The following is a 25,137-nucleotide window of genomic DNA, read 5'->3' on the forward strand; positions in this document are numbered from 1 at the left end:
GGCGGCTCCCGTCGGCCGTCGGCGGTCCGCGGCTCCCGTCGGCCGTCCGCGGCCTATGCCGTGAGGCAGGACAGGGCCACCGCACTGTGTACGGCGGCGCCGACCGCCAGAGCCTGCTCGTCGTAGACGACCCGGCCGGCGTGGTTGTCGGGCACCTGCCCGGCGGCCTGCCCCGGTGGGCAGGCCCCCAGGAACGCCATCGCCCCGGGCACGCGTTGCAGGACGAACGCGAAGTCCTCGGCGGCCATGATCGGGTGGGGCAGCGGATGGACCTGCCCGGGGCCCAGCAGCTCCGCCGCCGCGCGGGTGACCAGGTCGGTGAAGCCGGGGTCGTTGGCCACCACCGGCGTGACGTCCGGCAGGTCCACGGACGCCGTCAGACCGTGCGCCGCCGCCACACCGTCCGCCACCCGGACGATCCCGGCCCGGACCTTCTCGCGGGTGGCGTCGGACAGCGTGCGGAAGGTACCGGCGATCTCCGCCGTGTCAGGGATGATGTTGGACGCCGTACCGGCGGTGACGCGGGTGACGGTGAGTACGGCCGGTTCGAAGACGCTGACCGTACGCGTCACCATCGTCTGCAACGCCTGGACGATCTCGCAGGCCACCGGCACGGGATCCAGGCCCCGCTGCGGCGCGGCGGCGTGCGCGCCCCGGCCGTGCACGGTGATGGCCAGCATGTCCGCGGCGGCGGACTGCGGACCGGGCCGCAGGTGGAGGGTCCCGGACGCGTGCCGGGTGGTGATGTGCAGGGCGAACGCCGCGTCCACCGGCCTGCCGTCCGCAGTCTCCAGCACACCCTCCTCGATCATGGGCCGAGCGCCCTCGCAGATCTCCTCGGCGGGCTGGAACATGAACACCACCCGGCCCGCCAGGCGTTCCCTGCGGGCGGCGAGCAGCCGGGCCGCGCCGAGCAGCATGGCGGTGTGCGTGTCGTGCCCGCAGGCGTGCATCACGCCGGGGGTGCGGGAGGCGAAGTCGAGCCCCGTCTCCTCGGTCCGGGGCAGGGCGTCCATGTCGGCACGCAGCAGGACCGTCCGCCCCGGCCGCGCACCGCTCAGCGTGGCGGTGACGGAGGTGAGCCGGTCGCCGGTCGCGACGGCCAGCGGGAGGCCGGACAGTTCGCGCAGCACGGTGTTTTGCGTGCGGGGCAGGGTGCGCCCCAGCTCCGGTGCGCGGTGGATCTCGCGGCGTACGGCGATGATCCGCGGCAGCAGCCGCCGGGCGTCCTCAAGGAGTGTGCCGTCGCTGTCGTCTCCCATGGGCCCATGATGAGATCGCGGCGCCCGTACGGCCAGAGGGCCGCCCCGGCTGCGGTGCGCACGCCGTCCGTACGCCGTCCGTACGCCATCCGCACGCCGTCCGTACGGCCCGCGCGCCGCCGCGCGGATCAGGCCGCCGCCCGCCCGGAGCGCAGACGCGTCAGGACGAGGTGCGCCACGACACCGAAGACCAGGCCCCAGAAGGCCGGGCCGATGCCCGCGATCGTCACCCCGGACGCGGTGGCGAGGAACGTGATCAGGGCCGCCTCCCGGTCCTTCTCCTCCTTGACCGCGCCGGTCAGCCCACCGGCCAGCGCGCCGAAGAGCGCGACACCGGCCACGGCGGCGACCAGTTCCCCGGGCAGCCCGGCGAACAGCACGACCAGCGTCGAGCCGAACGCGCCGATCAGGAGGTAGAAGAAGCCGCAGGAGACGCCGGCCACGTACCGGCGGCGCGGGTCGCGGTGCGCCTCGGGCCCGGTGCAGATCGCCGCGGTGATCGCGGCGAGGTTGATCGCGTGCGACCCGAACGGCGCCAGAGCCGTGGACGCCAGGCCGGTCGAACCGATGAGCAGCCGGTCCCCGGGCCGGAAACCGGACGCGCTGAGGACGGCCATACCGGGAGCGTTCTGCGACGCCAGGGTGGCCAGGAGCAGAGGTACGGCGATGCCGACGAGCGAACCGGCCGAGAACGCCGGAGCCGTGAACACCGGCCTGGCCAGCTCGACATGGTCGATGTGGATGTCCAGCCGTGAGGTGACCGCGCTGGACACCACACCGGCGGCCAGCGCGAGCAGCACCGCGTACCGCGCGATCCAGCGCTTCGCCAGCAGGTACGCCACCAGGACCGCGCCGGCGATCCACGGCGCGGTCTTCAGCGACGTGAACACCCCGGTGCCGAAGGAGAACAGGATGCCCGCGAGCATCGCCGACACCACGGCCGTCGGGATCTGCCGCATCAGCCGGCCGAACACCCCGGTCAGCCCGACGAGCGTGATGACGAGCCCGGTGACGAGGAAGGCACCGACGGCCTCCGCGTACGGGTACGCGCCCATGCTGGTGACGAGGAGCGCCGCACCCGGGGTCGAGAAGGCCGTGATGACCGGCATACGGGTGCGCAGGCTCAGGGCGACGCACGTGACGCCGCTGCCGATGGATATGGCCCACACCCAGGAACTGGTCTGCCCCTGGCTCAGATGCCCCGCGTCGGCGGCCGCCAGCACGATGACCAGCGGCCCGGAGTACGACACGACGACGGCCACGAAACCGGCCAGTACGGCCGACAGCGAGGCGTCGCGGAACAGGTTCCGCCGCGCCGGTGGTGAGCCGTCCGCGGCAGGACGGACCGACGGCTCCGCCTCCGCCGGGGGAGTGATGCCGGCCGACGGTATGCCGCTCGTGGTGTCCGAACTCAACGGTCTTCCTTTGCAGCGCGTTCCAGTGCCTGTTGCAGTACCTGTTGCAGTGCCTGTTGCGGTACTTGTTCCCGTGCTTGTTGCCGTGCCTGTTGCAGGTCGGCCACGAGGTCGGCCGGATCTTCGGGCGAAGTGCGGGGACAGCATCCCACCGGAACCCCCGCACATCGGCCCGTCCGCGATCTCGTGGCCGATAACTGCCGTATCCGCGTGACTGCCGCATCCGCGGGACGATGGTGCGGATGCCGCGCGCTTCTTACAGCTGCGGGCGGCCGTCCGGTCTTACGGCTGCGGGCGGCCGTCCGGGGGCCGGTGCGCGCCCTCCGGAGGGAGGGCTTCCAGCTCCCGTTCCCGCTCCCGCCCCCGCTCGGTCAGCTCGGCGAGCTGGAGCTGGAGGCGTTCGGCCTCACCCGTCCGATGCTGGCTCCGGTACAGCTCCAGCGCCTGTTGCCAGGCGTCACGGGCCTGATCGTGCTGGCCGAGGGCGGCGTGCGCCTGGCCGGCCCCGTGCAGGAGGACGGCTTCGTGGTAGGTGTTGCCGATGTCGCGCAGGAGGCTCAGGGCCTGCCGGGCGTACTCCAGGACCTCGGTGTGCCGGCCCGTACACAGGCCCAGGTAGGCGTGGACGCCGAGCGACAGCGCCTCGCCGTTGCGGTTGCCGTGGCCGCGGTGCAGGAGCAGGGCCTTCTCGCAGTAGGCACGGGCCTGGTCGTAGTGGCCCAACTGCGCGGAGTACCACGCCGACTGGTTGAGGCCACGGGCCTCCCACTCCTGGTCGTCCAGCGCCTGGAACAGGCCGAGGGAGCGGGTGGCGTGGTCCAGCGCGGGCCCGCTCTCCCCCTGCTGCCCCCAGGCCCAGGCGAGGACGCGGTGGGTATGTGCCTGGCTGGGCAGGTCGTCGGTGCGTTCGGCGAGGGCGAGGGCCTGGTGGAGGTGCTCAAGGGCGTCGGTGTGCCGCCCCACCTGGGCGTACGCTTCGGCGAGCAGGCGGTGGGCCGGTGCCCGGTTGGCCTCGTCCCCCGGACGCCGGGCGGCGGACAGCCCGTCCTCCGCGACGGACACCTGGTCGGACAGGCGCCCACGCCGCCAGTGGTAGGTGTGCAACGTCGGAGCCAGCTGCCACACCGCCCGGTGCCACTGCCGCTCGACGGCCAGCCGCTGAACTCCCATCAGGCAGGCATGTTCGGCGTCCAGCCAGGCCAGCGCCCTGGTCTCGTCCGGCAGCGGCTGCGGACGGCAGCCCGGAACGGGCGGGTCCAGTACCACCGACTCGCGGTGCGGATCCAGCACCTGGTCACCGGCGTAGGCCGTGTGCAGGTAGAAGTCCACCAGCCGCCGCAGCGCGTCGTCGCGACGGTCCTCCGCCAGGTGGTGCCGGGCCTGCTCGGTGGCGTAGAGGCGGATCAGGTCGTGCAGCCGGTAACGGCCGGGCTCCGGCTGGGACACCAGGTGCGCGGTCTCCAGCTCCCGCAGCAGCGCGCGGGCCCGGCCCGCGGACAGGCCCGCGAGGGAGGCGGCGGCGGACAGGCTGATGTCCGGTCCCGGCGCCAGGCCCGTCAGGCCGAACAGGACGGCCGCCTCGGGGGTGAGGGCGTGGTAGGAGGACGAGAACGCGGCCCGCAGGTTCAACGGGATCTCACCGGCGTCCAGCTCGTCGAGCCGGGTCGCGTGATCGCGCAGCTCCTCGGCGAGCAGCTCCAAGGGGAAGCCGGGGTGGGCGGTGGCGCGGGCGGCCACGATGCTCAGCGCCAGCGGCAGCCCGGCACAGCACGCCACGAACGCGTCCACCGCTTCGGGTTCGGCGGCGGCCCGCTCGCTGCCCAGGTGGTCGACCAGCAGCTGGCGGGCCTCGGCGTCGGAGAGCACGTCCAGGCCCAGGGAGCGGGCACCGTGGGTGGTGACCAGGCCGGCCAGGTGGCGGCGGCTGGTCACCAGCACCGTACAGAGGGAGTTCCCCGGCAGCAGCGGGGCCACGTGCGAGGTGTCGCGGGCGTTGTCCAGCACGATCAGCAGACGTCGGCCGGCGACCAGGCTGCGGTACAGCCCCACCTGTGCGTCGAGATCCGCCGGCACTCCGGCCGGGGCCACGCCCAGTGCGCTGAGGAAACCGCGCACCGCCTCCGTCGCGGGCAGCGGCTCACCGAGGGGCGTGAAGCCCCGCAGATCGACGAACAGCTGGCCGTCGGGGAACCGGTCGGCGTGCCGGTGCGCCCAGTGCAGGGCCAGCCAGGTCTTCCCGATCCCGCCGGCCCCGCCGAGCGCCGAGATCATCACCGTGGCGCCGGTCTCCGTGGCCTCGTCGAGCGTGGCGGTCAGCTCGGCCAGCTCCTCGGTACGGCCGGTGAACACCCGGGGCGCGGCGGGCAACTGGTGCGGTGTCACCGCGTGCTCCTGCCCGGAGTGGATGTGCACCCCGCCGTGCACGACTCCGGCCTGCACCACATGGCCCTCGACCGGCGCGACCACCTCGTTGCGGACTTCCGCCCCGCGCGGCCCCCGGCCTTGGCCGTACGGCCTCCGGTCCTCGCCGTACGGCCCCCGGTCCTGGCCGTTCGTCTTCTGTTCCGTCGTCACCGCCTCCAACTCCCGCCACAGCGGCCGGACGCGTCGAGTGTCCCGCGGAAGCGGAACCGACGACGGGAGCAGGGTGCAGCTCCACCCTCGCGAGTGAAGATCGCGGCAGGCAGGGCCACAGGGCTGCCTTACCGCGCGTCCGCACCGCCCGAAATGCGTTTGACGCTCATCCGCGCAGGGAGGTCGGATGACGTCCCATGAGCGCCCAGCAGATGCACCCTGGCCAGCACCCCGTCGACGACGCCCTCGTGCGGCGGCTGGTCGCCGGGCGGTTTCCCCGGTGGGCCGGGCTGCCGGTGGAGCGGTTTCCGTCCGGTGGCACGGTCAACGCCATGTACCGGCTGGGCGACGGCATGGTCGTACGGCTGCCGCTGGTCGAGGGCGGGGTCGGGGACGTGGCGCTGGAGCGGGAGTGGCTGCCGCGCCTCGCGCCCCGGCTGCCGGTGGCCGTTCCCGAGGTGCTGGGGGCCGGAGAACCCGCCGAGGCGTATCCGTGGCCGTGGTCGGTGTACCGGTGGCTGCCCGGCGAGAACCCGGAGGCGGGGGCGCTGAGCGAGCCCGTGCTGCTGGCCGAGGACCTGGCCGGGTTCGTGGCGGCGATGCGGAGCGTCACCGTGCCGGGCGCGCCACGGGCCCACCGCGGCGGGCCGCTCGCCGCGCTCGACGAGGCGACCCGGACGGCGATCGGGGAACTGCGCGGCATCCCGGAGGAAGGCATCGACGGCGACGCGGTGACCGCCGTATGGGAGGACGCGCTGGCGGCACCGGACCGGGACGCGGCACCGGTGTGGCTGCATGCCGACCTGATGCCGGGCAACCTGCTGGTGGACGGCGGCAGGCTGACCGCGGTGATCGACTTCGGGTGCACGGGGGCCGGTGATCCGGCCTGCGATCTGTTCCCGGCGTGGAACCTGCTGCCGGCCGACGCGAGGAAGGTGTTCCGCGAGGCGCTCGACGTGGACGACGCGACCTGGCGGCGGGGCCGCGGGCGCGCCCTTTCGCAGGCGGTGCTGGCACTGCCGTACTACCGCGGGACGAACCCGGCGATGGCACGGAACGCCCGGCACGTGATCCGGGCGGTGCTGGAGGAGGGCTGAGGGAGCGGGGCAGGACCGGGGGGCGGTACCGAGGGGCAGTGCCGACGGGAACCTGCCCCGCCCGTCCGCAGTCGGACGGGCGGGGCAGGCCGGAGGTGACCGCGTCGGAGCGGCATCGGCGTCAGAGAGCCGACCGCGTTGGAAGCGGCCCCTGCGTCAGCAGCTCAGGTTGCCGCCCGTGGACGTGCCCAGGATCTGGGTGAACTTCTTGAAGCTGTTGATCCGGCTCTGGACCTGGCCGGGGTTGGCGCCGTTGCACTCCATGGTGCCGTTGATGCTGCGGATGGTCTCGCCGAAGCCGCGGTCGTTGACGATCGCGTCGTGCGGCGTCATCGAGCCGGGGCCGCGCTGGGTGTTCCAGTACCACAGCCCGGTCTTCCAGGCCACGGCGGAGTTCGTCTGCACCAGGTTGGGGTTGTGCAGCAGGTCGATGCCGAGCGCGTCGCCCGCCGTCTTGTAGTTGTAGTTCCAGCTGAGCTGGATCGGCCCGCGTCCGTAGTACGCCGCCTGGCCGGCCGGGCAGCCGTACGGCCGCTGGGCGTCGCAGTAGTGCGGGTAGTTGTTGGTGTCCTGCTCCACGACGTGGACCAGGCCGCCCGTTTCGTGCCCGACATTGGCGAGGAAGGCGGCGGCCTCCCGCTTCTTGATGGTGTCGCTGCCCGTGTTGGCGAAGCCGGGGTACGCGCTCAGCGCCGCCTTCAGACCGTTGTACGTGTAGAACGGGTTTCTGTTCGGGAACATCTGGTTGAACTGCGCCTCGCTCACGACGAAGCCGGAGGGGGTGGTGCCGCCGCCGCAGTTGTACGGCTCCCAGAACCAGGTGCTGATGACCGGGTCGTAGCCGGGGTTGTCGTGCGTGGCGCGGTAGTACTGGCCGTTCGTGTACTTGACGATGTTTCCGGTGACGTAGGCCTTCCCGGCGGTCCAGACGGTGAAGTTGCAGCTCGCGGCGGGCGCCGCGGAGCCGGCGGAGGGCACCGCGGTGGCGGTGGGCGCCGCGACGGTGAGGGTCACGGCACAGGCGGCGGCCGAGAGCACGGCGGCCGTACGCTGCTTGAGCAACATGGGAGCACTCCTCAGTGCGGCTGGGCCGCGTTCGATCGGCGACGGACCGTCCGGCGCGCGACGAGCCCCGTGGACCGCGCTCGGGTTCGCAAGCGCGATCAAGGGTTGGGGGTACTCAACTCGCATGGTCTGTACCAGTCAAGACGTCATAGGTCCAGATTCCGGATCGGACAGCAATCGGTCACCGCCGCGGGCGAAACGGGCAGGGTGGCTGCCCGGCCCGTCCCGCCGCGACGCGGTGGTGTCCGCGGCATCGTGCCGCGGTCAGGTGAGCAGGCGGAACAGGTGCGCGCAGGCCGCTGCTTCGGCCGGGTGGCGGCTGATGACGTGGTGGGCGCCGCGTTCGTACGCGCCGGTCTCCCACGCCCCGTCCGGAGCCTGCCGCAGGAACAGGAAGTCCGGTGGTGTGGGGGCCGGTTCGTGCACCCCTTCGATGCGGTAGTGGCCGTCGGCCACACCCGCCGCGCGCAACGCTGCCCGCACCGCGCGGCGGTCCGCGGGTACGTCCATGGAGGAAGCCATGGTGCTCACCCTGTCACGGTGCTCACGCCGTCACGGGGTTCACGTCGCCACGGCGGTCAGGAAGCCGTGCTCGACGAGCCACTTCACGTTCAGCCGCTGCCCCTGGCCCGGGTCCAGGAACACCGCGTCCAGCTTGATCTGCTGTCCGCCGCCGGGCTGCTCGAACCAGGGAGCGATGCTGCCCTGCCACACCCAGAACGGCTTCGCGACCTTGTACACGTGGTAGTCGCAAGGCGCCGCCGCGTCCCGCGTGTTCAGGTTCTGCGGGGGCAGGGACCGTTCGGCGTACGCGTCGCCCGCCGGTGCCAGGAACCCGCCGAACTCGGAGCCGAACCGGTCCAGCCGCTGGCCGGGGCGCAGCTTGGCGGGTTCCTTGTCCACCGTGCCGTTGACCTCGCCGAAGCCGTCGTTCGGCGGGTACTTCCAGCCGCCCGTGTCGGCCGGCCCTTCCCAGTACTTCTTCAGGAAGTCCGCCGTCGGCAGCTTCCCCGTCCGCTGGTAGCCCTTGAGCAGCGGGCCCACCGGGGCCTGCTGCTTGGGCGGCAGCCACTTCGGCCCGAGCCGGGCGTCACCGTGGAACTTCCCGGTGCAGGGCTCGTGCCGCGCGGTCGCGGCCGGTGCGGTGGCGGCCTTGTCGTCCGGCAGCGGCGCGGCGCTCGCGGACGGGGCCGCCGCCAGGCCGGCGGCGAGGCCGAGAGCGGCGAGTACGGTGCGTATGCGGTTCACGCGGGGGGTCCCTTCGCACTGATGATCCATCGGTACAGCGCAGCGCAGGGTAGACGTACCGTCACGGAAGACGCCACGGGCACACCGCTTTCCGGCCACGGCGGGCCGGCTCTCGCATCCGGCGGCGCCGACGGCCCACCGCGGCGGGTCGGTGGGCGAGAGGAACCGGCCGCCGGTGACCGCGAGCAGCGCGTACGCGCCCGGCGGCGCGAGTACGCCGAACTGTCAGCGCAGCGGGTTCTTGGGCGCGGATGCCCGGTACGGGTGGAGGATGCAGCCCTCGAAGAGCACGGCGTCCGCCACCGCGCGGGCCCGGAACGAGAAATCACCCACGGGCGTCGCCGCCCGCCGCCGGACCGCCGTGCGCACCGGCACCGTAACCCGCCGAACGGGCCCGCAGACCGGCGAAGAACGCGTCCAGCGCGTCCCGCACCAGCTCCCCGCCGTCGAAGCCCCGCCAGTGCAGCCGCATCCGCCCCACCAGGTCGAAACACGTGTCGATGGGCACGAGGTGGCACTCGACCCGCTCGCCGAGCCGGCGCAGCAGCAGGGCCTCCACGTCGTCGGCCAGGTCGGACACGCCCGGGTTGACGGCCATCACCCGCTCCCAGGCGGCGTCCGGCAGCAGCGACTCGGTGGCGCCGCCGGGGCTCGGGTAGAACACCACGTAACGGCCCAGGCGGGAGTTGCGGAAGCAGAAGACCATGCCGACCGGAAGTTGCAGCGTCTCCCACTGCACCGGGCTGAGCGCGAAATCGCTTACGTGACGGTGGCGGTCGGGCACGCCGCGGTAGCGCCCCTGGGCCGCACCGCGATGGGCGAGCAGCAGCCGGCACGCCCGGCAGACGCACAGCAGGCCGCGGTCGTCGAGGTCCACCACATGCCCGTGGTGGTCCGGGCCGAGGGCCGCGGAGCACAGTTCACAGCGCGGTCCGGGCGGTCGGCCGGAGGGTTCACGGAAACGGCGCAGGCCGTGCCCGGTGGTCACGCCCGCGTCCTGCGGCAGCCGGGAGCGGGACGCTGCGGGGGCGGCCCCGAACCGATCCGGAGCAGCGGCTGGCGTTGGACCTGCGGCTCCCCGTCCCGTGCGGCGAGGGCCGGGGGAGGGGCGGTACGGCCGTCCGGGCCGTCGTCGGCCGTCACCGCACACCGCCCCGCTCCGCACGGATCATCCGCAGCGCCTGCTGGGTCAGCTCCCACAGCGCGTGGTACACGGTCGTCTGCGCCTCCTGGATGCGGTGCACCGAGGCGGAGGGGACGACGAACAGGTGGTTGAGCCCGCCGAGTCCGGTCAGCCGGCCGCCGTCATGGCCCGCGAGTGCCACCGTCACCATGCCGCGCCGGTCCGCCTCCTCCAGCGCCTGGACGACGTTGGCGCACCCGCCGCTGGTGGACAGGCCCACCGCGATGTCGCCGCGCCGCCCGAACGCGGCGAGCTGACGCGCGAAGACCACGTCGAAACCGATGTCGTTGGACAGTGCCGTGACCACCGCCGCATCGCTGGTCAGCGACAGCGCGGGCAGCGGCACGGCACCGGGCAGCACCCCGGCGGGCGGGTGCAGGAACGTGGTGGCCAGGCCCTGCGCGTCGGTCGAGCTGCCGCCGTTGCCGAAGGCAAACAGCCGGCCGCCGACCGCGAAACACTCCGCCATGCGCGCCGCGCAGTTGGCGATCAGCGGCGCGTACTGTGCCGCGACCCGCTGCCGGAGCGCGGTGATCTCGGCGACCTTGTCCCGGGTCGACCGGGACACCTCGCCGGCCAGGCCGTCACCGGGTGCCGGACCCGCCGGAGCCGTCGTCGTGTACAGGAAGGTGTACGGATCCCGTACACCTTCGGGTACGTCAGTCATCGGCGTCTCCCCTCGAAGGCGGCTGCGCCAGCGCGATGGCCTCCCCGGCGTGCACGAGGACGGTGGTGCCGGGAGCGGCCTCGACGAGCGCCACACTGATCTCCACGTCGCGGCCGCCCGCGCCGCCGGTCTCCTCGCGGGCCAGCGCCAGACCGCCCGGCAGCAGCCGCCGCACCCGCATCGGCCGCGCCTCGTCCGAGCAGGTCGCACACGCGGCGTCGTGGGCCGGGTCCGCTTCGCGCCCTCCGCGCCACGGCCCGAGCTCGTCGAGGAAGACGTGCGTCAGCTCCCACACCAGGTGATACGCCGTCATGTGCACCTCCTTGGCGACCAGCGGCTCCGTACCGCCGAGGACCAGGACGTGGTCCGCGGGCGGCGCGTCCGCGCGCTCCCCGCCGCACAGGACGAGGGTGAGCAGCCCCGCCTCCCGGGCCTGGGCCAGCGCGCGGCGCACGTTGGGGCAGCGGCCGTCGGGCGAGACGCCCAGCGCGATGTCCCCGGCGCCGGCGAACGCCCGCAGCTGATGGGCGAAGACCTCGTCGAAGCCCTGCCGGGCGCCGACCCCGCTGAGCGTCGCCGAGTCGTTGCCGAGCGCCAGCGCGGGGAGCGCCCGCTTGCCCCGTACGACGGGGTGCATGAACTCCACGGCGATATGACTGGCGTCGACACCGCACCCGCCGTTGCCGAACACGATCAGCTTGCCGCCGCGGGCGAACTGCCGGGCCATGTCCCGGCAGGCCGCGGCCACCTTCCCGGCCGCTCCGGCGAGCTCGCGGGCGGCGGGGACGCGGCGCGCGAAGACCTCGCGTACCGCGCTCTCGCCGATGACCGGTCCGCTCATCGGCACACCCCCGGCGGGCCGCCGGGCGGCAGGTTGACGGGCATCGTCGGTCAACTCCCCACGTGGAGGACGATGACGCAGGTGTCGTCCTCCGGATTGGTGTGCAGGACGGACAGCAGGGTCTGCAAGTGCTCTTCGGGGGTGCCCGGAGCCCCCTGGCGGGCGGCGGACAGCAGCAGGTCCTCGCGGTCGCCGGCCCGGTCGGCGCGGCGTTCGACCAGGCCGTCGGTGTAGAGGATCACGCGGTCGCCGGGCCCCAGGCAGAGCGTCTTGCAGGCGTAACCCGGTTCCAGGCTGGCGCCGAGCGTGGTCCCGTCGTCGTTGATCAGCTCGGTGGCCCGGCCGCCCTGTACCAGCACGGGCGGCGGGTGACCGGCGCGCGCCCAGGACAGCGTGCGCCGCCGCGGATCGAAGTGACCGACGACTGCGGTCGCCGTCAGCGACTCGTCGTGGCCGTGGAAGGCGACGAGGTTGAGGCAGTCGAGGATGCGGGCCGAGTCGGCGCCGGTGTACGCGATCCCGAGCAGCGCGTTGCGCAACTGCGCCATGCCTGCGGCGGCCTGGAGTCCGTGCCCGAGCACGTCGCCGATGGCGATCAGCACCCGGCCGTCGGGCAGCGGTGTGGCCTCGAACCAGTCGCCGCCCACGCGGGCGCAGTTCTCGGCGGGCTGGTAGCGGATGGCCGCCCGCAGGCCCGGCAGGTCGGTGTGCACCCGTGGCAGCAGGGCCAGTTGCAGCTCCTCCGCCATCCGCAGCTGCCGATGCTCGGCCTCCCGCCGGGACTCCGCCAGCGCCGCCTCCACCCGCCGGACGCGGGAGACGTCCTGGACGACACCGCGCAGCGCCACGGGATTGCCGAGACTGTCGCGCAGCAGTTCGGCGTTGACGCTCACGTGGCGCGGTCCGCCGGCCGCGTGCGTACGGACCTCGAACCACACCGGACCGCGGTCGCGGGAGAGCGACTGCACGGCCCGGACGACGGTGGGCAGGTCCTCCTCGGTGACGTATCCGGACAGGGCGCCCAGGGGCAAGGGGGTGCCGGACGGGTCGAGCCCGAGGATGTCGTACATCCGCCGCGACCACGTGGCCGCGCCCGTGACCAGGTTCCACTCCGCCCAGCCGAGGTCGGCCAGCCGCTCGGCGTCGTCGACCCGGGCCGTCATCCGCGCCTGCTCGTCGTGGAACTGCCAGCTCACCAGCAGCCCGCCGCCCAGCCGCTGGGCGCGCACGCTCAGTACGGCCGGACGCAGCCCGCCGTGCAGCGGCTCCTCGTACGGGAACGGGCCCCGGTCCAGGGGCACACCGGTCTCCAGGACCGTCACATAGGCGTCGAAGATCCCCGAGAGGATCATGCCGGGGAAGGCGTCGAGCAGGCGGCTGCCGGTGATCTGTTCGGGCGTACGGCCCAGGAGGCCGGTGGCGTGCGCGTTGCAGTGGTCGATGGTGAACTCGACCACCCGGCCGAGCGGGCCGCGTACGGGGAAGAGCAGCGCGGCCGGTACGGGAATGGCGTCGATGACCGCGCCCAGCCAGGCCGCCCGCACGTCGTCGTCCGGCAGCCCCAGCGCTGCCAGACCGCGCAGCCGCTGCCCGGCACAGTCGGTCAGCGCCTCCAGCCGGCCGCGGGCCGCCGCGGCCCGCGGCGGAGGCCCCGACCAGATGACGCTGACCACGCAGACCACGGCGCCGGGACCGGTGCCGGGCTCCCCGGCGCCGACGGGGCGGGGCGCGCCCGGCGCGTCGCTCCTGGCCGAGACCCAGGTCAGCACCCGGTTCCCCACCTCGTCGTCGAGCCACACCTGCTGGTCGGCCTCGGCCATGCGGGCCAGCGGGAGAACGCAGCGCAGCGGTACCTGCGACCAGTCGCTGACCGCCTGCGCGGCCGGACCGGCGACTCCGCTCATGCGGAGCACACCTTCCATGTCCAGGACCGCGAGCAGGACCGCGGTGGCGCCCGTGGAACTGGCCCGCTCGTAGAGCCGCTGGGCCAGTTCCACCGGGCTGCGGGCGGTGGTCAGTTCCACGGCGCCGTCGCAGGGGGCGGTGCGGTGGGGGACCGTTCCGGCGGCGGCTGCCGAGCCGTTCCCGGAGGCGACGGACCTTTCCGGTGCGGGCAGCGAAAGACGGGCAACGGCCGCTGCCGGGACGCCCACTGAGGGAACGCGCGCTCCGGGAATGCCCGCTCCGGCGACGACCTGGGTGCGAAGTGACCCTTCGCGTAAGCCCGCGTCGCGGACCGCCTCTCCGGGCGGGGGCACCGTCCACGTTCCCAGCAGCCCGCTCGCACAGGCGCGGGCCTGGGCCTCGTCGCACCCGAGATGCTTGACGAGGAGTTCCGCGACGCGGGCGGCATTCATCGCGGCCCCCGTCGTCGGCCCGGCCGCCTGCGGGGGACCGCTCTCCTCCGGCCGGGAACCGGCAATGCCGCTGTCGCACCGGACCATGGCACCTCGTCGCCTCTTCGAAGGCACCTGTGCCCACCCGCGGTTCTCCGGCGGGCGCACGGAAGACGTACACGCACGCGACCGGTCGGGGGAGCCTGCCTCATGACGGCAGATGTCTATCAGTGCCCACGCGATCACCGTGAGAAGTGGCCGGTAATGTCCAATGCCTTTGCCGTGCTGCTCCCACAGGCAAGAAGACGAGCGGTGGCTGACCGTTATAGGTCGGTGCGGTGGGGCGCGGGCAGGGGTGGTGTGCGCGGCGCCGCCTCCGGCAACATCACGCAATCTGTGTTAACAATGCTGGGTACTTCTGCTAACAATGCTCTCCACGCGCTCCAAGCTCTCCACCCTTGCCCCGCTTTCCCCGCTTTCCCCGCTCTCCACCGCCATCCGCACGATGACGCCCGACGCCCGCCGACGCCCGCCGACTCCCGAGGGACGCCCGCCCATGCCCGCTCCGCTGCCCGCCCACGTACCCGCGACCATGCGTGCCGCCGTGCTGCACGCGCCGAAGGACCTGCGGATCGAGGAGCGGCCCGTGCCGGTCCCCGGGCCGGGACAGGTGCTGGTCCGTGTCGAAGCCGTCGGCATCTGCGGCTCCGACGTGCACTACTACGAGCACGGGCGGATCGGCGACTTCGTCGTCCGCGCCCCGATGGTGCTCGGCCACGAGCCCGGCGGTACGGTCGTCGCCCTCGGCCCCGGCGCCACCCGGCACCAGCCGGGACAGCTGGTGTCCCTCGAACCCGGCGTCCCCTGCGGCACCTGTACGCAGTGCCGCCACGGCCGCTACAACCTCTGCCCCGACGTGTCCTTCTACGCGACCCCGCCGGTCGACGGTGCCCTGTGCGAATACGTCGCCATCGACGAGCACTTCGCCCACGCCGTCCCCGGCACGCTGACCGCCGAGACCGCGGCCCTCCTGGAACCGCTGTCCGTCGGCGTGTGGGCGGCGCGCAAGGCACGGATCGGCACCGGGGCGCGGGTGCTGGTCACCGGCGCCGGACCGATCGGACTGGTCGCCCTCCAGACGGCCCGCGCCTTCGGCGCCACCGAGGTCGTCGTCACCGACATCGCGCCCGAACGGCTCGACCTCGCACGGGAGTTGGGGGCCACCGCCACCGTCGACGTCCGCACCACCCGGCTCGCCGACACCGGGTACGCCCCCGACGTGCTCCTGGAGTGCTCCGGCGTCCCGGCCGTCGCCGAGGAGGGGATCCGGGCCGTCGGCCGCGCCGGCCGGGCGGTGCTGGTGGGGATGGGCGGCGACACCGTGCCGCTGCCGCTGGCCCATGTGCAAAACTTCGAGATCGAGGTCACCGGCACCTTCCGGTACGCCAACACCTGGCCCGCCGCCATCGCCCTGGCCGCCTCCGGCGACGTGCGGCTCGACCGGCTGGTCTCCCACCGGTACGGCCTGGAGGAGGCGGAGCGGGCGCTCACCGCAGCCGCCCGTGACCGTACGACGATCAAGCCCGTGGTGTGTCCGCTGCCCAGCTGACCGCCGCGGGCGCGGAGGGGAAGGAACCGGATGCCCGCCAAGGCACGGCCGTCACAGGCCGCCGTCGGACAGCGGCGGCAGGCCGTCCTGCAGTACGTCGCCGACCACGGCGCCCTGCGCATCGACGCGCTCGCCGACCGCTTCGGCGTCAGCCTGATGACGATGCACCGCGACCTCGACGACCTCGCCGGGCGCCATCTGCTCCGCAAGGAGCGGGGACGGGCCGTCGCCTTCCCCGCCCTGACCATGGAGACCGCCACCCGCTTCCGGGAGAGCGCCGGGCTGGCGGCCAAGACGGCGCTGTGCGCCGCGGTGGCCGACCGGATCACACCGGGCAGCACCCTGCTGATGGACGACTCCACGACCCTCTACCCCCTGGCCGGGATGCTGGCCCGGCAGGACCGGGCCGCGCAGCTCACCGTGGTCACCAACTCCGTCGGCCTGGCGCAGCGGCTGGGCGCGGCACCCGGCGTGGACGTCACCCTGCTCGGCGGCCGATACCAGGGCGAGTTCAACTCCTGCACCGGCCCGGAAGTCACCCGGAGCCTCGCCCGGCTCCACGCCGACCTGGTGCTGACGTCCGCCGCCGCCGTCCTCGACGGGCGGCTCTTCCACCCGCTGCGGGAGTACGCCGAGGTCAAGGAGGCCATGCTGGCCGCCGCAGACGACGCCGTACTGGTGGTGGACCACTCCAAGTTCGGCAAACGGGCCACGTACCGGTACGGCACCGCGGCCCTCTACCGGTCGGTCGTCACGGACACCGCCACCCCCGCGGCGGAACTCACGGCCCTGCGGGCCACCGGCGCCGCCGTCCAGGTCGTCGAGCCCGGCGCGGGGTGAGCGGGCGCCTCGGTCAGATGCCGTCCGGGGGCAGCGCGGCGACCGTGTCGAGGAGCCGGTTGACGTCGGTCAGGGCCTCCCGGCCGGTGTCGGAATCACGCTGACCGGGGTCGTCGAGGACGTCGGCGGTGCAGGCCATCAGCTGGTACATGGCGCCGATGGGCTTCAGACCCCAGGAGGCGCTCAGCAGGATGTGGGTGATGACGGGGGCGGTGAGCCGGCCGCCGTTGTCGTCACGGGCGAGGACCAGGGCGAGGGCCAGGTTGCGGTCCGCGTCGTCCGGCTGCCACGGCCCGCCGAGGTCGCGGGCGAGGGCGGTGGCCTGGGACCGGATGTCGGATGCCGCGTTCATGGTCCGACGGTGCCACACCGCTGACCGCGTTGCCCGTCGGACCGGCCGCGGTGTCGTCCCGCCGGGCGAGGACGCGCGCTTCGGATGGACGCATGGGCGCGTCACTCCGCCGGGTGAAGGCGGCCTCCGTCCGGCGTACGGCGGTGCCGTGCCGGGCAGTCCCCTGGCGCGAGGGGCTCGGCGGCCCGAAGCGGTCGGGACGCCGGGGACCACCGCGTGGAGAGGTGAGCACTGTGGAAGCGGACTTCGTGTACGAGCCACCCGTGATGGAGGAGCTCGGTGACTTCGCCGACCTGACTCTCGGCTCGAACGTCGGCACGTTCTTCGAGGGTGGCTACGCCCCCTGGTACTGGCAGATCCCACCGGCGGGCTGACCGGACTTGACCGGAGAAGTGTGGTTCGCGGTCCTTCCCGACGGTGAGAGCGGGCAGGCCGCGGCGAGCATGCTGCGGTCCGGCGCGACCGAGGTGGTCTCCCACCACTCCGGCCGCCCGTGGCTGGTGGGCAGCTGGCCGGCCGGGCACCTGGTGACCGCCGTGGTGGCCGGAGCGCGCATGGCGGTGATCGGGCGCTGCCCGGTCACCGCCGACGCGCTCACGGACCGGCTGCGCCGGGTCCGGGACGCCGCCGACGCCGAGGACGCGCTCACCGGACTGGCGGGGAGCTTCCACGCGGTGGTCTCCGCGGGCGGCCGGGTCCGGGTACGCGGCAGCGCCTCGGCCGTACGCCGCGTCTTCCACGCCCGGATCGGTGGCGTGACGGTGGCGGCGAGCCGGGCCGACATCCTGGCGTCGGCGCTCGACGCCTGCGTGGACGAACGGCAGTTGGCACTCCGGCTGCTGGCGTCGCCCCCTCCGTACCCGCTCGCCGACGGCGGCTGCCTGTGGCGTGGCGTCCATGCCGTACCCGACGGGCACGGCCTGCTGCTGACGGCGGACGGCCGGGCCACGGTCCAGCGGTGGTGGTCCCCGCCGGATCCCGAACTCCCGCTGGCGCAAGGGGCGGACGCGGTACGGCAGGCGCTCACCGCCGCGGTGGACTCCTGCACCGCCGACCGCAAGACCGTCAGCTCGGACCTCTCCGGCGGGATGGACTCCACGAGCCTGTGCTTCCTCGCCGCCCGCGGCCCGGCCCGCCTGGTCACCTTCCGCTGGGAGAGCGTGGACCCGGCGAACGACGACGCCGCCTGGGCCGCGCGGGCGACCGCCCGGCTCCCCGGCGCCGAGCACGTCCTGCCCGACCGCGCCGGTGCGCCCCTGTGGTTCAGCGGCATGAACAGCCTGGACGTGGCCGCGGACGAGCCCGGCGTCTGGGTCCGCGACAGCGCCAAACTCGCCACCCTCGCCGGGATGATGACCGCGCGCGGGTCATCGCTGCACCTGTCGGGCGGCGGCGGGGACGAACTGTTCGCCGCTCTGCCCCCGTACCTGCACGACGTCCTGCGCAGCCACCCGCGGACCGTGCCCGGCCGCGTACGCAGGCAGCGGGCGGTACAACCCCAGCCGCTGTGGCCGCTGCTGCGCGGGCTGGCGGACCGCAGCACCTTCAGCCGGTGGCTGACCGCCTGGGCCGACCACCTCGCCCCGGACCCGGCGAAGGCGTCTCCCGCCCGCTTCACGTCCGGCTCGGCCTGGGGGACGTTCTCGTCCATGCCGCCGTGGGCCACCCCGGCAGCGGTGCACGCGGCCCGCTCCGTCCTGCGCGAAGCGGCCGCCGAAGCCCCCGCGGCGCTCGCGGCGCAGCGGGGCCAGCACGCCGCGCTGGCCGGTGCGCAGGTATGCGGCCGGGCGTTCCGGCAGGTCGACCAGGCCGCGGCCGGTCTGGGGCTGCCGCACGCCGCGCCCTTCCTGGACGACAGCGTGATCGAGGCCGCGCTGTCCGTACAGGTGGCCGACCGCGGCGCCCCCGACCGCTACAAACCGGTCCTCGCCACCGCCATGCGCGGAGTCGTCCCCGACACCCTGCTGTCGCGCACCACGAAAGGCGAGTACACCGCCGACTTCTACTTCGCCCTGCGCCGGAACCGGGCAGCCCTGGCGGACCTGTTCAACGAGTCGCGGCTCGCCCGCGCCGGCCTCCTGGACACCGCGGCCCTCGCGGCCGGTCTGGCCCGGCCGCACCTGCCGCCGGAGGTGATACGGGCCCTCGACAACACGCTGGCCTGCGAGGTCTGGCTGCGTTCCGCGATCAGGCCGCGTGGCGGGTGAGCGCACCGGCGGGCACGCGTGGTGCCCGCCGGTCGGAGGGCCGATCGGCGGACCGGTCGGAGGGCCGGTCGGAGGGTTACGGCTTGGGCAGGACGCAGCCCGGCCGTCCCAGGTCCAGCTTGTTGCCGGTGCCGAAGCACTTGGGTATCTCGTACGTCTCCTGGGCGTAGCCGATGCCCCGGCGTACGGTCACCTGGCCGTTGGTGTCCACCTCGCACGGGTTGTTCATCGTGCAGCGCTGGCCGCTCTCATTGATCGTGTTGTTGACGGCCGCCACCTTGCCGGAGGCGACGTCGATCACCGGCGAACCCGACGTGCCGCCGATGACCTTGCACGGGGCGGTGTAGCGGACCGAGTCCTTCCAGGTCCAGTCGCCTTCCTTCAGCCGGTGGGCGAAGCCGTCCACGTTGCAGTTGTAGGTCTTCTTCCAGTAACCGGAGACGACGCTGATGGCCGAGCCCTTGACGGGGTGGGTGGTGGCCATGTCCAGCGCCTTGATGTTGTAGCGCTGCTTTATCTGGGCGTAGGTCGAGGAGAGTTCGTAGAGCGAGACATCGGTGTCGGTCATCGTGCCGTAGACGACCTTGGTGGCGCGGACCGTGCCGAGGTTGCCCGCCGAGGCGTTCAGCACGGTGAAGCTGCGGCTGGACGGCTGGTCGACGACGACCTCGCCCGCACCGGGCATGCCGCCTTCCAGACAGTGGCCGTTGGACATCACCAGCGCCGGGTCGTTGTCGGTCGAGGTGGGCATCCGGACGATCGCTCCGGAGCAGTTGCTGAGCGCCACCGTGCCGGCGAAGGACACGGCCCGGGGAGCCGCCGCATCGGCTCCGGTGCGCGTGGTGTCCGTGAGCGTGGTGTCCGCCGTGCGCTGGAGCGAGGGCGTCGCCGTGTGGCCGGCGGCGTCCGGGAGCGTGGCAGCGCCGGCGGTTCCGGCGGTGCCCACGAGGGCCGCGGTACCCAGGACGGCCGTGGCCAGGGCACCGACGAGAGGGCTTCTCATGTGGGGGTCCTCTCAGAATTCGTGGCCGAAGTTCCTTCGGCTTTGACGTGCGCATTGTTGGGGCAACCGAGGCTGCTGGCAACAACTTCGCCGTAACCGGCGCAAAGATGTTCGGATTTGCCCGGTGGTGGGGCTGGAGGAGTGGAGGTTGCGGGAGGGGCGGGGGGTGCGGGCACGGCGGGGCGTGGAGGGGCATGGAGGGTGGGAGGGGGCGGCGGGTACGGGGAGTGCGCCTGCCGGGGCGGGGGGCCGCGCGCGCCGGAGTGCGCGCTGTCCGGGTGCTGCCGTTCACCCTGACTCCCGGACCTGCTCCAGCACCTCGCTCTCAGCCCTGTTCCCGGGCCTGTTCCCAGGCCTGTTCCCGGGCCCTGCCGTCGGCTCCGCTCTCGGCCCGGCCTCCGGTCCGCCGCCTTGTGGCGGCCTTCGGCGGCGACACCTTTGCCGTCCGCGCGGTTGGCCGCCGACCCGCTTTCTCATGTGTTTCTCACAAATGCGCACCGCGCCATCCGGCGATACCACGTCGGCCCGCATCGCGGTCGAACTTCGCGAAGCTCACGGGCGTTGTGGACATGAGGCAGGTGAGGTGCCGTACGCTAAACTCCGCGATCCGTTCGCGCATTTTCTGCTGATTACCGTAAAACTCGGACAGGTTGCCGCCGCACCGTCGCTAAGGAACCGGATGCTTTACGCTGCGCCCCAACATCCTCCCGGCCCGCAGGGAGAGGTGCGGCGGCCCAGACTGCGTGTCCTGGACGGGCTGCGGCTGCTGGCCGCCCTGATGGTCCTGGCGTATCACTACATCACCCTGCGGGACGGCTGGGGCGATGATCCGCAGGCATTCTCCCCGCTCGTCTACCACCTGTCGGAGTACGGCTGGCTGGGCGTCGAGGTCTTCTTTTTGATCAGCGGATTCGTCATCTGTATGAGCGCGTGGGGGCGTTCCCTCGGGGATTTCGTCACCTCCCGCGTCTCCCGCCTCTATCCGGCCTACTGGGTCGCCGTGCTGCTGACGGCGGCGGTCCTGACGGTGTGGCCGAACGTCCGCAGCGCGGACAACTGGGAAACGGTCCTGACCAACCTCACCATGCTCCAGCAGGGGCTCGGCGTGCCCGACGTGGACGACGCCTACTGGACCCTGTTCATCGAGCTGAAGTTCTACCTGCTGTTCGCGGTCGTGGTCTTCCGCGGGGTCACGTACCGCCGCTGCGTGCTCTTCTGCGGCCTGTGGACCGTGGCCGGGGTGGTGGCGCTCAAGGCCAACAGCGACCTGCTCTCGGTGTGGGCGATCGCGCCGTACTCCCCGTACTTCATCGCGGGCATCGCCTTCTACCTCATGCACCGTTTCCGGCCCACCGTCCTGCTGTGGGCGATCGTCGCCGTCTCCTTCCTGCTGGCCCAGCACTATCTGCGCGGCCGGCTGGTGATGAATCTCGGCGCGAAGGCGGACCTGGCGCAGGGCTGGCCGGTACGGCTGGCCGTCCTGGCGGCTTTCGCACTCATGGCGGCCATCGCCCTCGGGTGGTTCGACAAACTCCAGTGGCGCTGGCTGTCCACCGCCGGGTCGCTCACCTATCCGCTCTATCTGCTTCACATGTACGTCGGTTTCACCCTCATCGACCTGTTGCGCAGCCGGGTGCCCGCTCTTGTGCTGCTGCCGGGGATCGTCGTTCTCATGCTGGTCCTTTCCTGGCTGGTGCACCGGTTCGTGGAGCGGCCGCTGGGAAAGAAACTCCGGGTGGCCATGCAGAAGAGTGTCGAGGAAATGCGATTCCATTCACGGGGGAAAGTTCCCGGTGTGCCGGTGGAGAAACGCAGGGAAATCGTGCGCGAGGAACGGAAGCCGGATCCGGAATTGCTGCACTGACCGGGCCGGGCCGACCGGGGTGACCGAGTCGACCGGTCAGGCCGACCGGCCGGGCCGACGGGGCCAGGGGGAAACTCCGGCCCCATCCGTCCCGTATGCCGTCCCCGTTACATCGTTCCGCTTACGTCGTTCCGCTTACGTCGTTTCGCTTTCTCCGGACGCTCGTTGACGTGAGTGCCATGAGCACCGGACGCAGAATGCCGCTGCTGATCGGCATTTCACGCGTGACGGAGGGAAGACGTCAGGGATGAGCGGTGAGATGTGGGCGATCGTGGTGATCCTGGCGGTGCTGCTCGCGGCGATGGTCGGCACGGCCATCGTGCTGCTGGTCAAGGTGGTCCGCGCGCGCCACGCCCTGCGCGACGCGGGCGTACCGCTGGAGAACAAGGTCGCGTACTGGGGCGCGCTGCTCTATCTGATCTCCCCGGTCGACCTGCTGCCGGACCCGGTCCTGCTCGACGACATCGGAGTGCTCCTGCTGGCCCTGCGCTCGTTGCAGGCGGCGGCCGACGCCTCGGGCGTACGCAAGGGGAAGCGGTCCACGGCGCCGCCGGAGATCGAAGCGGATATGTGACGGCGCCGACCGCCACCGGCGAGCTGCCGCCACCGGCGAGCTGCCACCACCGACGCACTGTCGCCACCGGCGAGCTGCCGCCACCCGGGCCGCCGTGCCGATGCCGCCCGGCGGCGGCCGACCAGGACGTGAGGTGCCTGGGTGCAGCACACCCCGGCACCTCACGTAACCCCCGCATAGCCTGAACGCATGGACCGCAACCACCTGGGAGACTTCCTGCGCGCACGCCGCGACGGCCTGCGGCCGGAGGACGTCGGCATGCCGAGTTACGGGCTTCGCAGAGTCGCCGGACTGCGCCGCGAGGAGGTCGCCGTCCTGGCCGGAGTGAACGCCGACTACTACACCCGCCTGGAACAGGGACGCGAGCGCAACCCCTCACCGCAGGTACTCGACTCCCTCAGCCGCGCACTGTGCCTCGACGCGGATGCCCGGACGCACCTGTACCGGCTGGCCGGAGCGACGCCGGGCGACCTGCTCTCCGCCCACTGCGCCGGGCAAGTGAGCTCCGCACTGCGCCAGCTGATGGACGGCTACCCGGACACCCCGGCCTTCGTCCTCGGCCCGGCCCTGGACTTCCTCGCCGCCAACGCCCTGGCCGACGCCCTCCACGCCCCGTTCGAGGCGGCGGACAACCTGGCCCGCATGATCTTCGCCGACCCCGCGGGCCGGAACTTCTACACGGACTGGGACCGGGCGGCCCAGGCCACGGTCGCCAACCTGCGCCAGGCGGCCGGTGCCGACCCCGGCCATCCGCGGCTGCGCGAACTCGTCGGTGTCCTCACCGGGCACAGCGCGGACTTCGCCCGCCTCTGGAACGCCCATTCCGTGCGCGGCAAGACCCGGGGCGCCAAGCGGCTGCTCCACCCGGACGTCGGCCCGCTCACCCTCACCTACCAGGCTTTCGACGTACGCGACGCCCCCGGACAGCAGCTCGTCATCTACCACGCCGAACCCGGCAGTCCCAGCGCCCAGGCCCTGAGCCTCCTGGGCTCCCTCCACGCCACCCGGAGCCAGACCGGGCCCCGCCGCCCCGGCCCGTAGCGTCATGCCGGGCAGGTGCCCGGTGCTCGCTGCCCGCTGCCCGGAGCCCGCTGCCCGCTGCCCGTGCAGGGGCGCGTGTGGCGCTGCCGGTGCAGGATGGCCCCATGCTGCTGGCCCGTCTCGCACGCGTGTCCCGGGAGGTCACTGCCACCTCGGCGCGCTCCCAGAAGATCAAGCTGCTGGCGGAACTGTTCCGCCAGGCCGGCCCGGACGACGCGCCGGTGGCCATCGCCTACCTGGCGGGGCGGCTGCCGCAGGGCCGTATCGGGGTCGGCTGGAGTGTCCTGAAGGACCCCGTTCCGGCCGCGGAGGCCGCCACGCTGACCGTGCTCGGCACCGACGCGGCCCTGACCGCCCTGGCCGCCGTCGCGGGGCCGGGCTCGCAGGCCGAGCGGCGGCGGCTCGTACAGGAGCTGCTGGGTGCGGCGACCGAGGAGGAGCAACGTTTCCTCGTGGGGCTGCTGACCGGCGAGGTACGGCAGGGCGCGCTCGACGCCGTCGCCGCCGAGGCGATTGCCGCGGCGGCCGGGGCGCCCGTCACGGACGTACGGCGGGCCGTGATGCTGGCCGGGTCCCTGGAAGAGGTGGCCCGCGGCCTGCTCGCCGAGGGGCCCTCGGCGCTGGCCGACTTCCGGCTGACGGTGGGGCGCCCCGTCGGGCCGATGCTGGCGCACGGCGCGAAATCCCTGGCCGAGGCGATCGACAAGGCCGGGCGGTGTGCCGTCGAGGAGAAGCTGGACGGCATCCGGGTGCAGGTGCACCGCGACGGCCGGGCCGTACGGATCTACACCCGGACCCTCGACGACGTCACCGGCCGGCTGCCCGAGATCGCCGAGGCCGCGCTCGCCCTGGACGCGCCGTGCTTCGTCCTGGACGGCGAAGTGATCGCGCTCGGCGGCGACGGGCGCCCGCTGCCGTTCCAGCAGATCGCGGGCCGGTTCGGCTCGCGCGTCGACGTGGCCGCCGCACAGGCCGCGCTGCCGCTGACCCCGGTCTTCTTCGACGTCCTCGCCGTGGACGGCCGGGACCTCCTGGATCTGCCCGGCGACCGGCGGCACGCCGAACTGGTCCGGCTGGTCCCGGAGGAGCGGCGGGTGCGCCGGACGGTGGTCGACGACCCGGCCGACGCCGCCGCCCGCCGGGCCGCCGAGGAGTTCTGGGCCGAGACGCTGCGGCGTGGCCACGAAGGCGTCATGGTCAAGGCGCTCGACGCGCCGTACAGCGCGGGCCGCCGGGGTGCCGCCTGGCTGAAGGTGAAGCCGGTGCACACGCTCGACCTGGTGGTACTGGCCGCCGAATGGGGGCACGGCCGCCGTACGGGCAAGCTCTCCAACCTCCATCTCGGCGCGCGCGGCCCGGACGGCACGTTCGTCATGCTCGGCAAGACGTTCAAGGGCCTCACCGACGCCGTCCTGGCCTGGCAGACGGAACGGCTGCGCGAGCTGGCGGTGGGCGAGAGCGGTTACGTCGTGACCGTACGCCCCGAGCTGGTCGTCGAGATCGCGTACGACGGCTTGCAGTCCTCGACGCGCTATCCGGCGGGCGTGACGCTGCGCTTCGCCCGGGTGCTGCGCTATCGCGAAGACAAGTCGGCCGCCGAGGCGGACACGGTGGAGACGGTCCTGGCCGCGCACGAGCGGCCGGGGCCGCCGGAACCCGCCGGGCCCGGGGCGCCCGAAGCGCCGGACGGCCCGCGGGAGCCGGGCACCGCGGGCTGACCTCGGTGTAGCGCGCGGGGTCCGGAGCCCCGGATGTCCGCCGTGTCCGAACGCTCTGGCACTATGACAGGAGAGGCCTCGACTGCTGGTCAGGGCCCAATGCGGAGGCGGCGCCTCCGTGAAATCGATTTCCCGATCCGTGTCGAAGGGGAGGTGTCCGGTGGCACCAGCCGCGGTCGGCCTCGCCCGCCCGGCCGGCGCACCGCCGCCGGCCCGTGCTCTCCGGTAGCAGCCCTTCTGC

At 73.1% G+C, this 25,137-nt stretch carries 21 protein-coding genes; 9 read left to right on the forward strand and 12 right to left on the reverse strand.

The genetic code is table 11. The features are described 5' to 3' along the window. Window positions 1–53: 53 nt before the first annotated feature. The 3 genes from A6A06_RS19650 to A6A06_RS43525 form a co-directional block, all read right to left on the reverse strand. Window positions 54–1,262: a M20 metallopeptidase family protein gene (locus tag A6A06_RS19650; RefSeq protein ID WP_073762596.1), complete on the reverse strand. Its 1,209-nt coding sequence runs from the start codon at window positions 1,260–1,262 to the stop codon at window positions 54–56. Window positions 1,263–1,390: 128 nt separating this feature from the next. Next, a complete protein-coding gene (locus A6A06_RS19655; RefSeq protein WP_073762597.1) occupies window positions 1,391–2,677 on the reverse strand; it encodes a benzoate/H(+) symporter BenE family transporter in 1,287 nt (428 codons plus the stop codon). A gap of 282 nt (window positions 2,678–2,959) precedes the next feature. After that, window positions 2,960–5,251 (reverse strand): ATP-binding protein, encoded by a 2,292-nt coding sequence (locus A6A06_RS43525; protein WP_079194150.1) that lies wholly within the window; start codon window positions 5,249–5,251, stop codon window positions 2,960–2,962. A 197-nt stretch (window positions 5,252–5,448) separates the two neighbouring features. On the opposite strand from A6A06_RS43525, the gene A6A06_RS19665 reads away from it, so the two are divergent. Beyond that, a complete protein-coding gene (locus tag A6A06_RS19665; RefSeq protein ID WP_199930998.1) occupies window positions 5,449–6,348 on the forward strand; it encodes an aminoglycoside phosphotransferase family protein in 900 nt (299 codons plus the stop codon). 156 nt (window positions 6,349–6,504) lie between these two features. Here A6A06_RS19665 and A6A06_RS19670 read toward each other — a convergent pair whose 3' ends face one another. The 7 genes from A6A06_RS19670 to A6A06_RS19700 form a co-directional block, all read right to left on the reverse strand. Then, on the reverse strand, window positions 6,505–7,413 hold the full coding sequence (locus A6A06_RS19670) for a glycoside hydrolase family 19 protein (RefSeq protein WP_199930999.1): 909 nt from the start codon (window positions 7,411–7,413) through the stop codon (window positions 6,505–6,507). Window positions 7,414–7,677: 264 nt separating this feature from the next. After that, window positions 7,678–7,935 (reverse strand): hypothetical protein, encoded by a 258-nt coding sequence (locus tag A6A06_RS19675; protein ID WP_242440891.1) that lies wholly within the window; start codon window positions 7,933–7,935, stop codon window positions 7,678–7,680. Window positions 7,936–7,974: 39 nt separating this feature from the next. Continuing rightward, window positions 7,975–8,661: a TNT domain-containing protein gene (locus A6A06_RS19680; RefSeq protein ID WP_073762598.1), complete on the reverse strand. Its 687-nt coding sequence runs from the start codon at window positions 8,659–8,661 to the stop codon at window positions 7,975–7,977. A 325-nt stretch (window positions 8,662–8,986) separates the two neighbouring features. Next, window positions 8,987–9,649: a DUF5947 family protein gene (locus A6A06_RS19685; protein WP_073762599.1), complete on the reverse strand. Its 663-nt coding sequence runs from the start codon at window positions 9,647–9,649 to the stop codon at window positions 8,987–8,989. A gap of 151 nt (window positions 9,650–9,800) precedes the next feature. Beyond that, window positions 9,801–10,511, reverse strand: a complete 711-nt coding sequence (locus A6A06_RS19690) for a D-sedoheptulose-7-phosphate isomerase (RefSeq protein ID WP_073762600.1) — start codon at window positions 10,509–10,511, stop codon at window positions 9,801–9,803. Beyond that, a complete protein-coding gene (locus A6A06_RS19695; RefSeq protein WP_073762601.1) occupies window positions 10,504–11,352 on the reverse strand; it encodes an SIS domain-containing protein in 849 nt (282 codons plus the stop codon). The genes A6A06_RS19690 and A6A06_RS19695 overlap by 8 nt, the downstream gene beginning before the upstream one ends. 50 nt (window positions 11,353–11,402) lie before the next feature. After that, a complete protein-coding gene (locus A6A06_RS19700; RefSeq protein WP_206780367.1) occupies window positions 11,403–13,709 on the reverse strand; it encodes a PP2C family protein-serine/threonine phosphatase in 2,307 nt (768 codons plus the stop codon). A gap of 535 nt (window positions 13,710–14,244) precedes the next feature. Here A6A06_RS19700 and A6A06_RS19705 point away from each other — a divergent pair. After that, entirely contained in the window at window positions 14,245–15,297 is a 1,053-nt protein-coding gene (locus A6A06_RS19705) for an NAD(P)-dependent alcohol dehydrogenase (RefSeq protein WP_073762603.1), read from the forward strand. 30 nt (window positions 15,298–15,327) lie between these two features. After that, complete coding sequence (locus A6A06_RS19710) at window positions 15,328–16,137, forward strand: DeoR/GlpR family DNA-binding transcription regulator (RefSeq protein ID WP_073762604.1); 810 nt, start codon at window positions 15,328–15,330, stop codon at window positions 16,135–16,137. Window positions 16,138–16,150: 13 nt separating this feature from the next. Here A6A06_RS19710 and A6A06_RS19715 read toward each other — a convergent pair whose 3' ends face one another. Continuing rightward, window positions 16,151–16,489, reverse strand: a complete 339-nt coding sequence (locus A6A06_RS19715) for a hypothetical protein (protein WP_073762605.1) — start codon at window positions 16,487–16,489, stop codon at window positions 16,151–16,153. Window positions 16,490–16,713: 224 nt separating this feature from the next. Here A6A06_RS19715 and A6A06_RS41825 point away from each other — a divergent pair, with 224 nt between their 5' ends. Next, window positions 16,714–16,863: a lasso RiPP family leader peptide-containing protein gene (locus A6A06_RS41825; RefSeq protein ID WP_199931001.1), complete on the forward strand. Its 150-nt coding sequence runs from the start codon at window positions 16,714–16,716 to the stop codon at window positions 16,861–16,863. Window positions 16,864–16,869: 6 nt separating this feature from the next. Next, entirely contained in the window at window positions 16,870–18,696 is a 1,827-nt protein-coding gene (locus tag A6A06_RS19720) for an asparagine synthase-related protein (protein ID WP_199931002.1), read from the forward strand. Window positions 18,697–18,772: 76 nt separating this feature from the next. Here A6A06_RS19720 and A6A06_RS19725 read toward each other — a convergent pair whose 3' ends face one another. Then, window positions 18,773–19,699 carry a S1 family peptidase gene (locus A6A06_RS19725; protein WP_073762606.1) on the reverse strand — a complete coding sequence of 309 codons (927 nt, stop codon included), beginning with the start codon at window positions 19,697–19,699 and terminating at the stop codon, window positions 18,773–18,775. 724 nt (window positions 19,700–20,423) lie between these two features. On the opposite strand from A6A06_RS19725, the gene A6A06_RS19730 reads away from it, so the two are divergent. The 4 genes from A6A06_RS19730 (at window position 20,424) to A6A06_RS19745 (ending at window position 24,896) form a co-directional block, all read left to right on the forward strand. Beyond that, window positions 20,424–21,563 carry an acyltransferase family protein gene (locus A6A06_RS19730; protein WP_242440832.1) on the forward strand — a complete coding sequence of 380 codons (1,140 nt, stop codon included), beginning with the start codon at window positions 20,424–20,426 and terminating at the stop codon, window positions 21,561–21,563. Between the two features lie 247 nt (window positions 21,564–21,810). Beyond that, window positions 21,811–22,137, forward strand: a complete 327-nt coding sequence (locus A6A06_RS19735; protein WP_073762608.1) for a YkvA family protein — start codon at window positions 21,811–21,813, stop codon at window positions 22,135–22,137. 189 nt (window positions 22,138–22,326) lie between these two features. Then, complete coding sequence (locus A6A06_RS19740; RefSeq protein ID WP_073762609.1) at window positions 22,327–23,178, forward strand: helix-turn-helix domain-containing protein; 852 nt, start codon at window positions 22,327–22,329, stop codon at window positions 23,176–23,178. 104 nt (window positions 23,179–23,282) lie between these two features. Next, window positions 23,283–24,896 carry an ATP-dependent DNA ligase gene (locus A6A06_RS19745; protein WP_073762610.1) on the forward strand — a complete coding sequence of 538 codons (1,614 nt, stop codon included), beginning with the start codon at window positions 23,283–23,285 and terminating at the stop codon, window positions 24,894–24,896. Window positions 24,897–25,137: the final 241 nt, after the last annotated feature.

This window comes from Streptomyces sp. CB02923 (assembly GCF_001905005.1).
Taxonomy (GTDB): Bacteria; Actinomycetota; Actinomycetes; order Streptomycetales; family Streptomycetaceae; genus Streptomyces.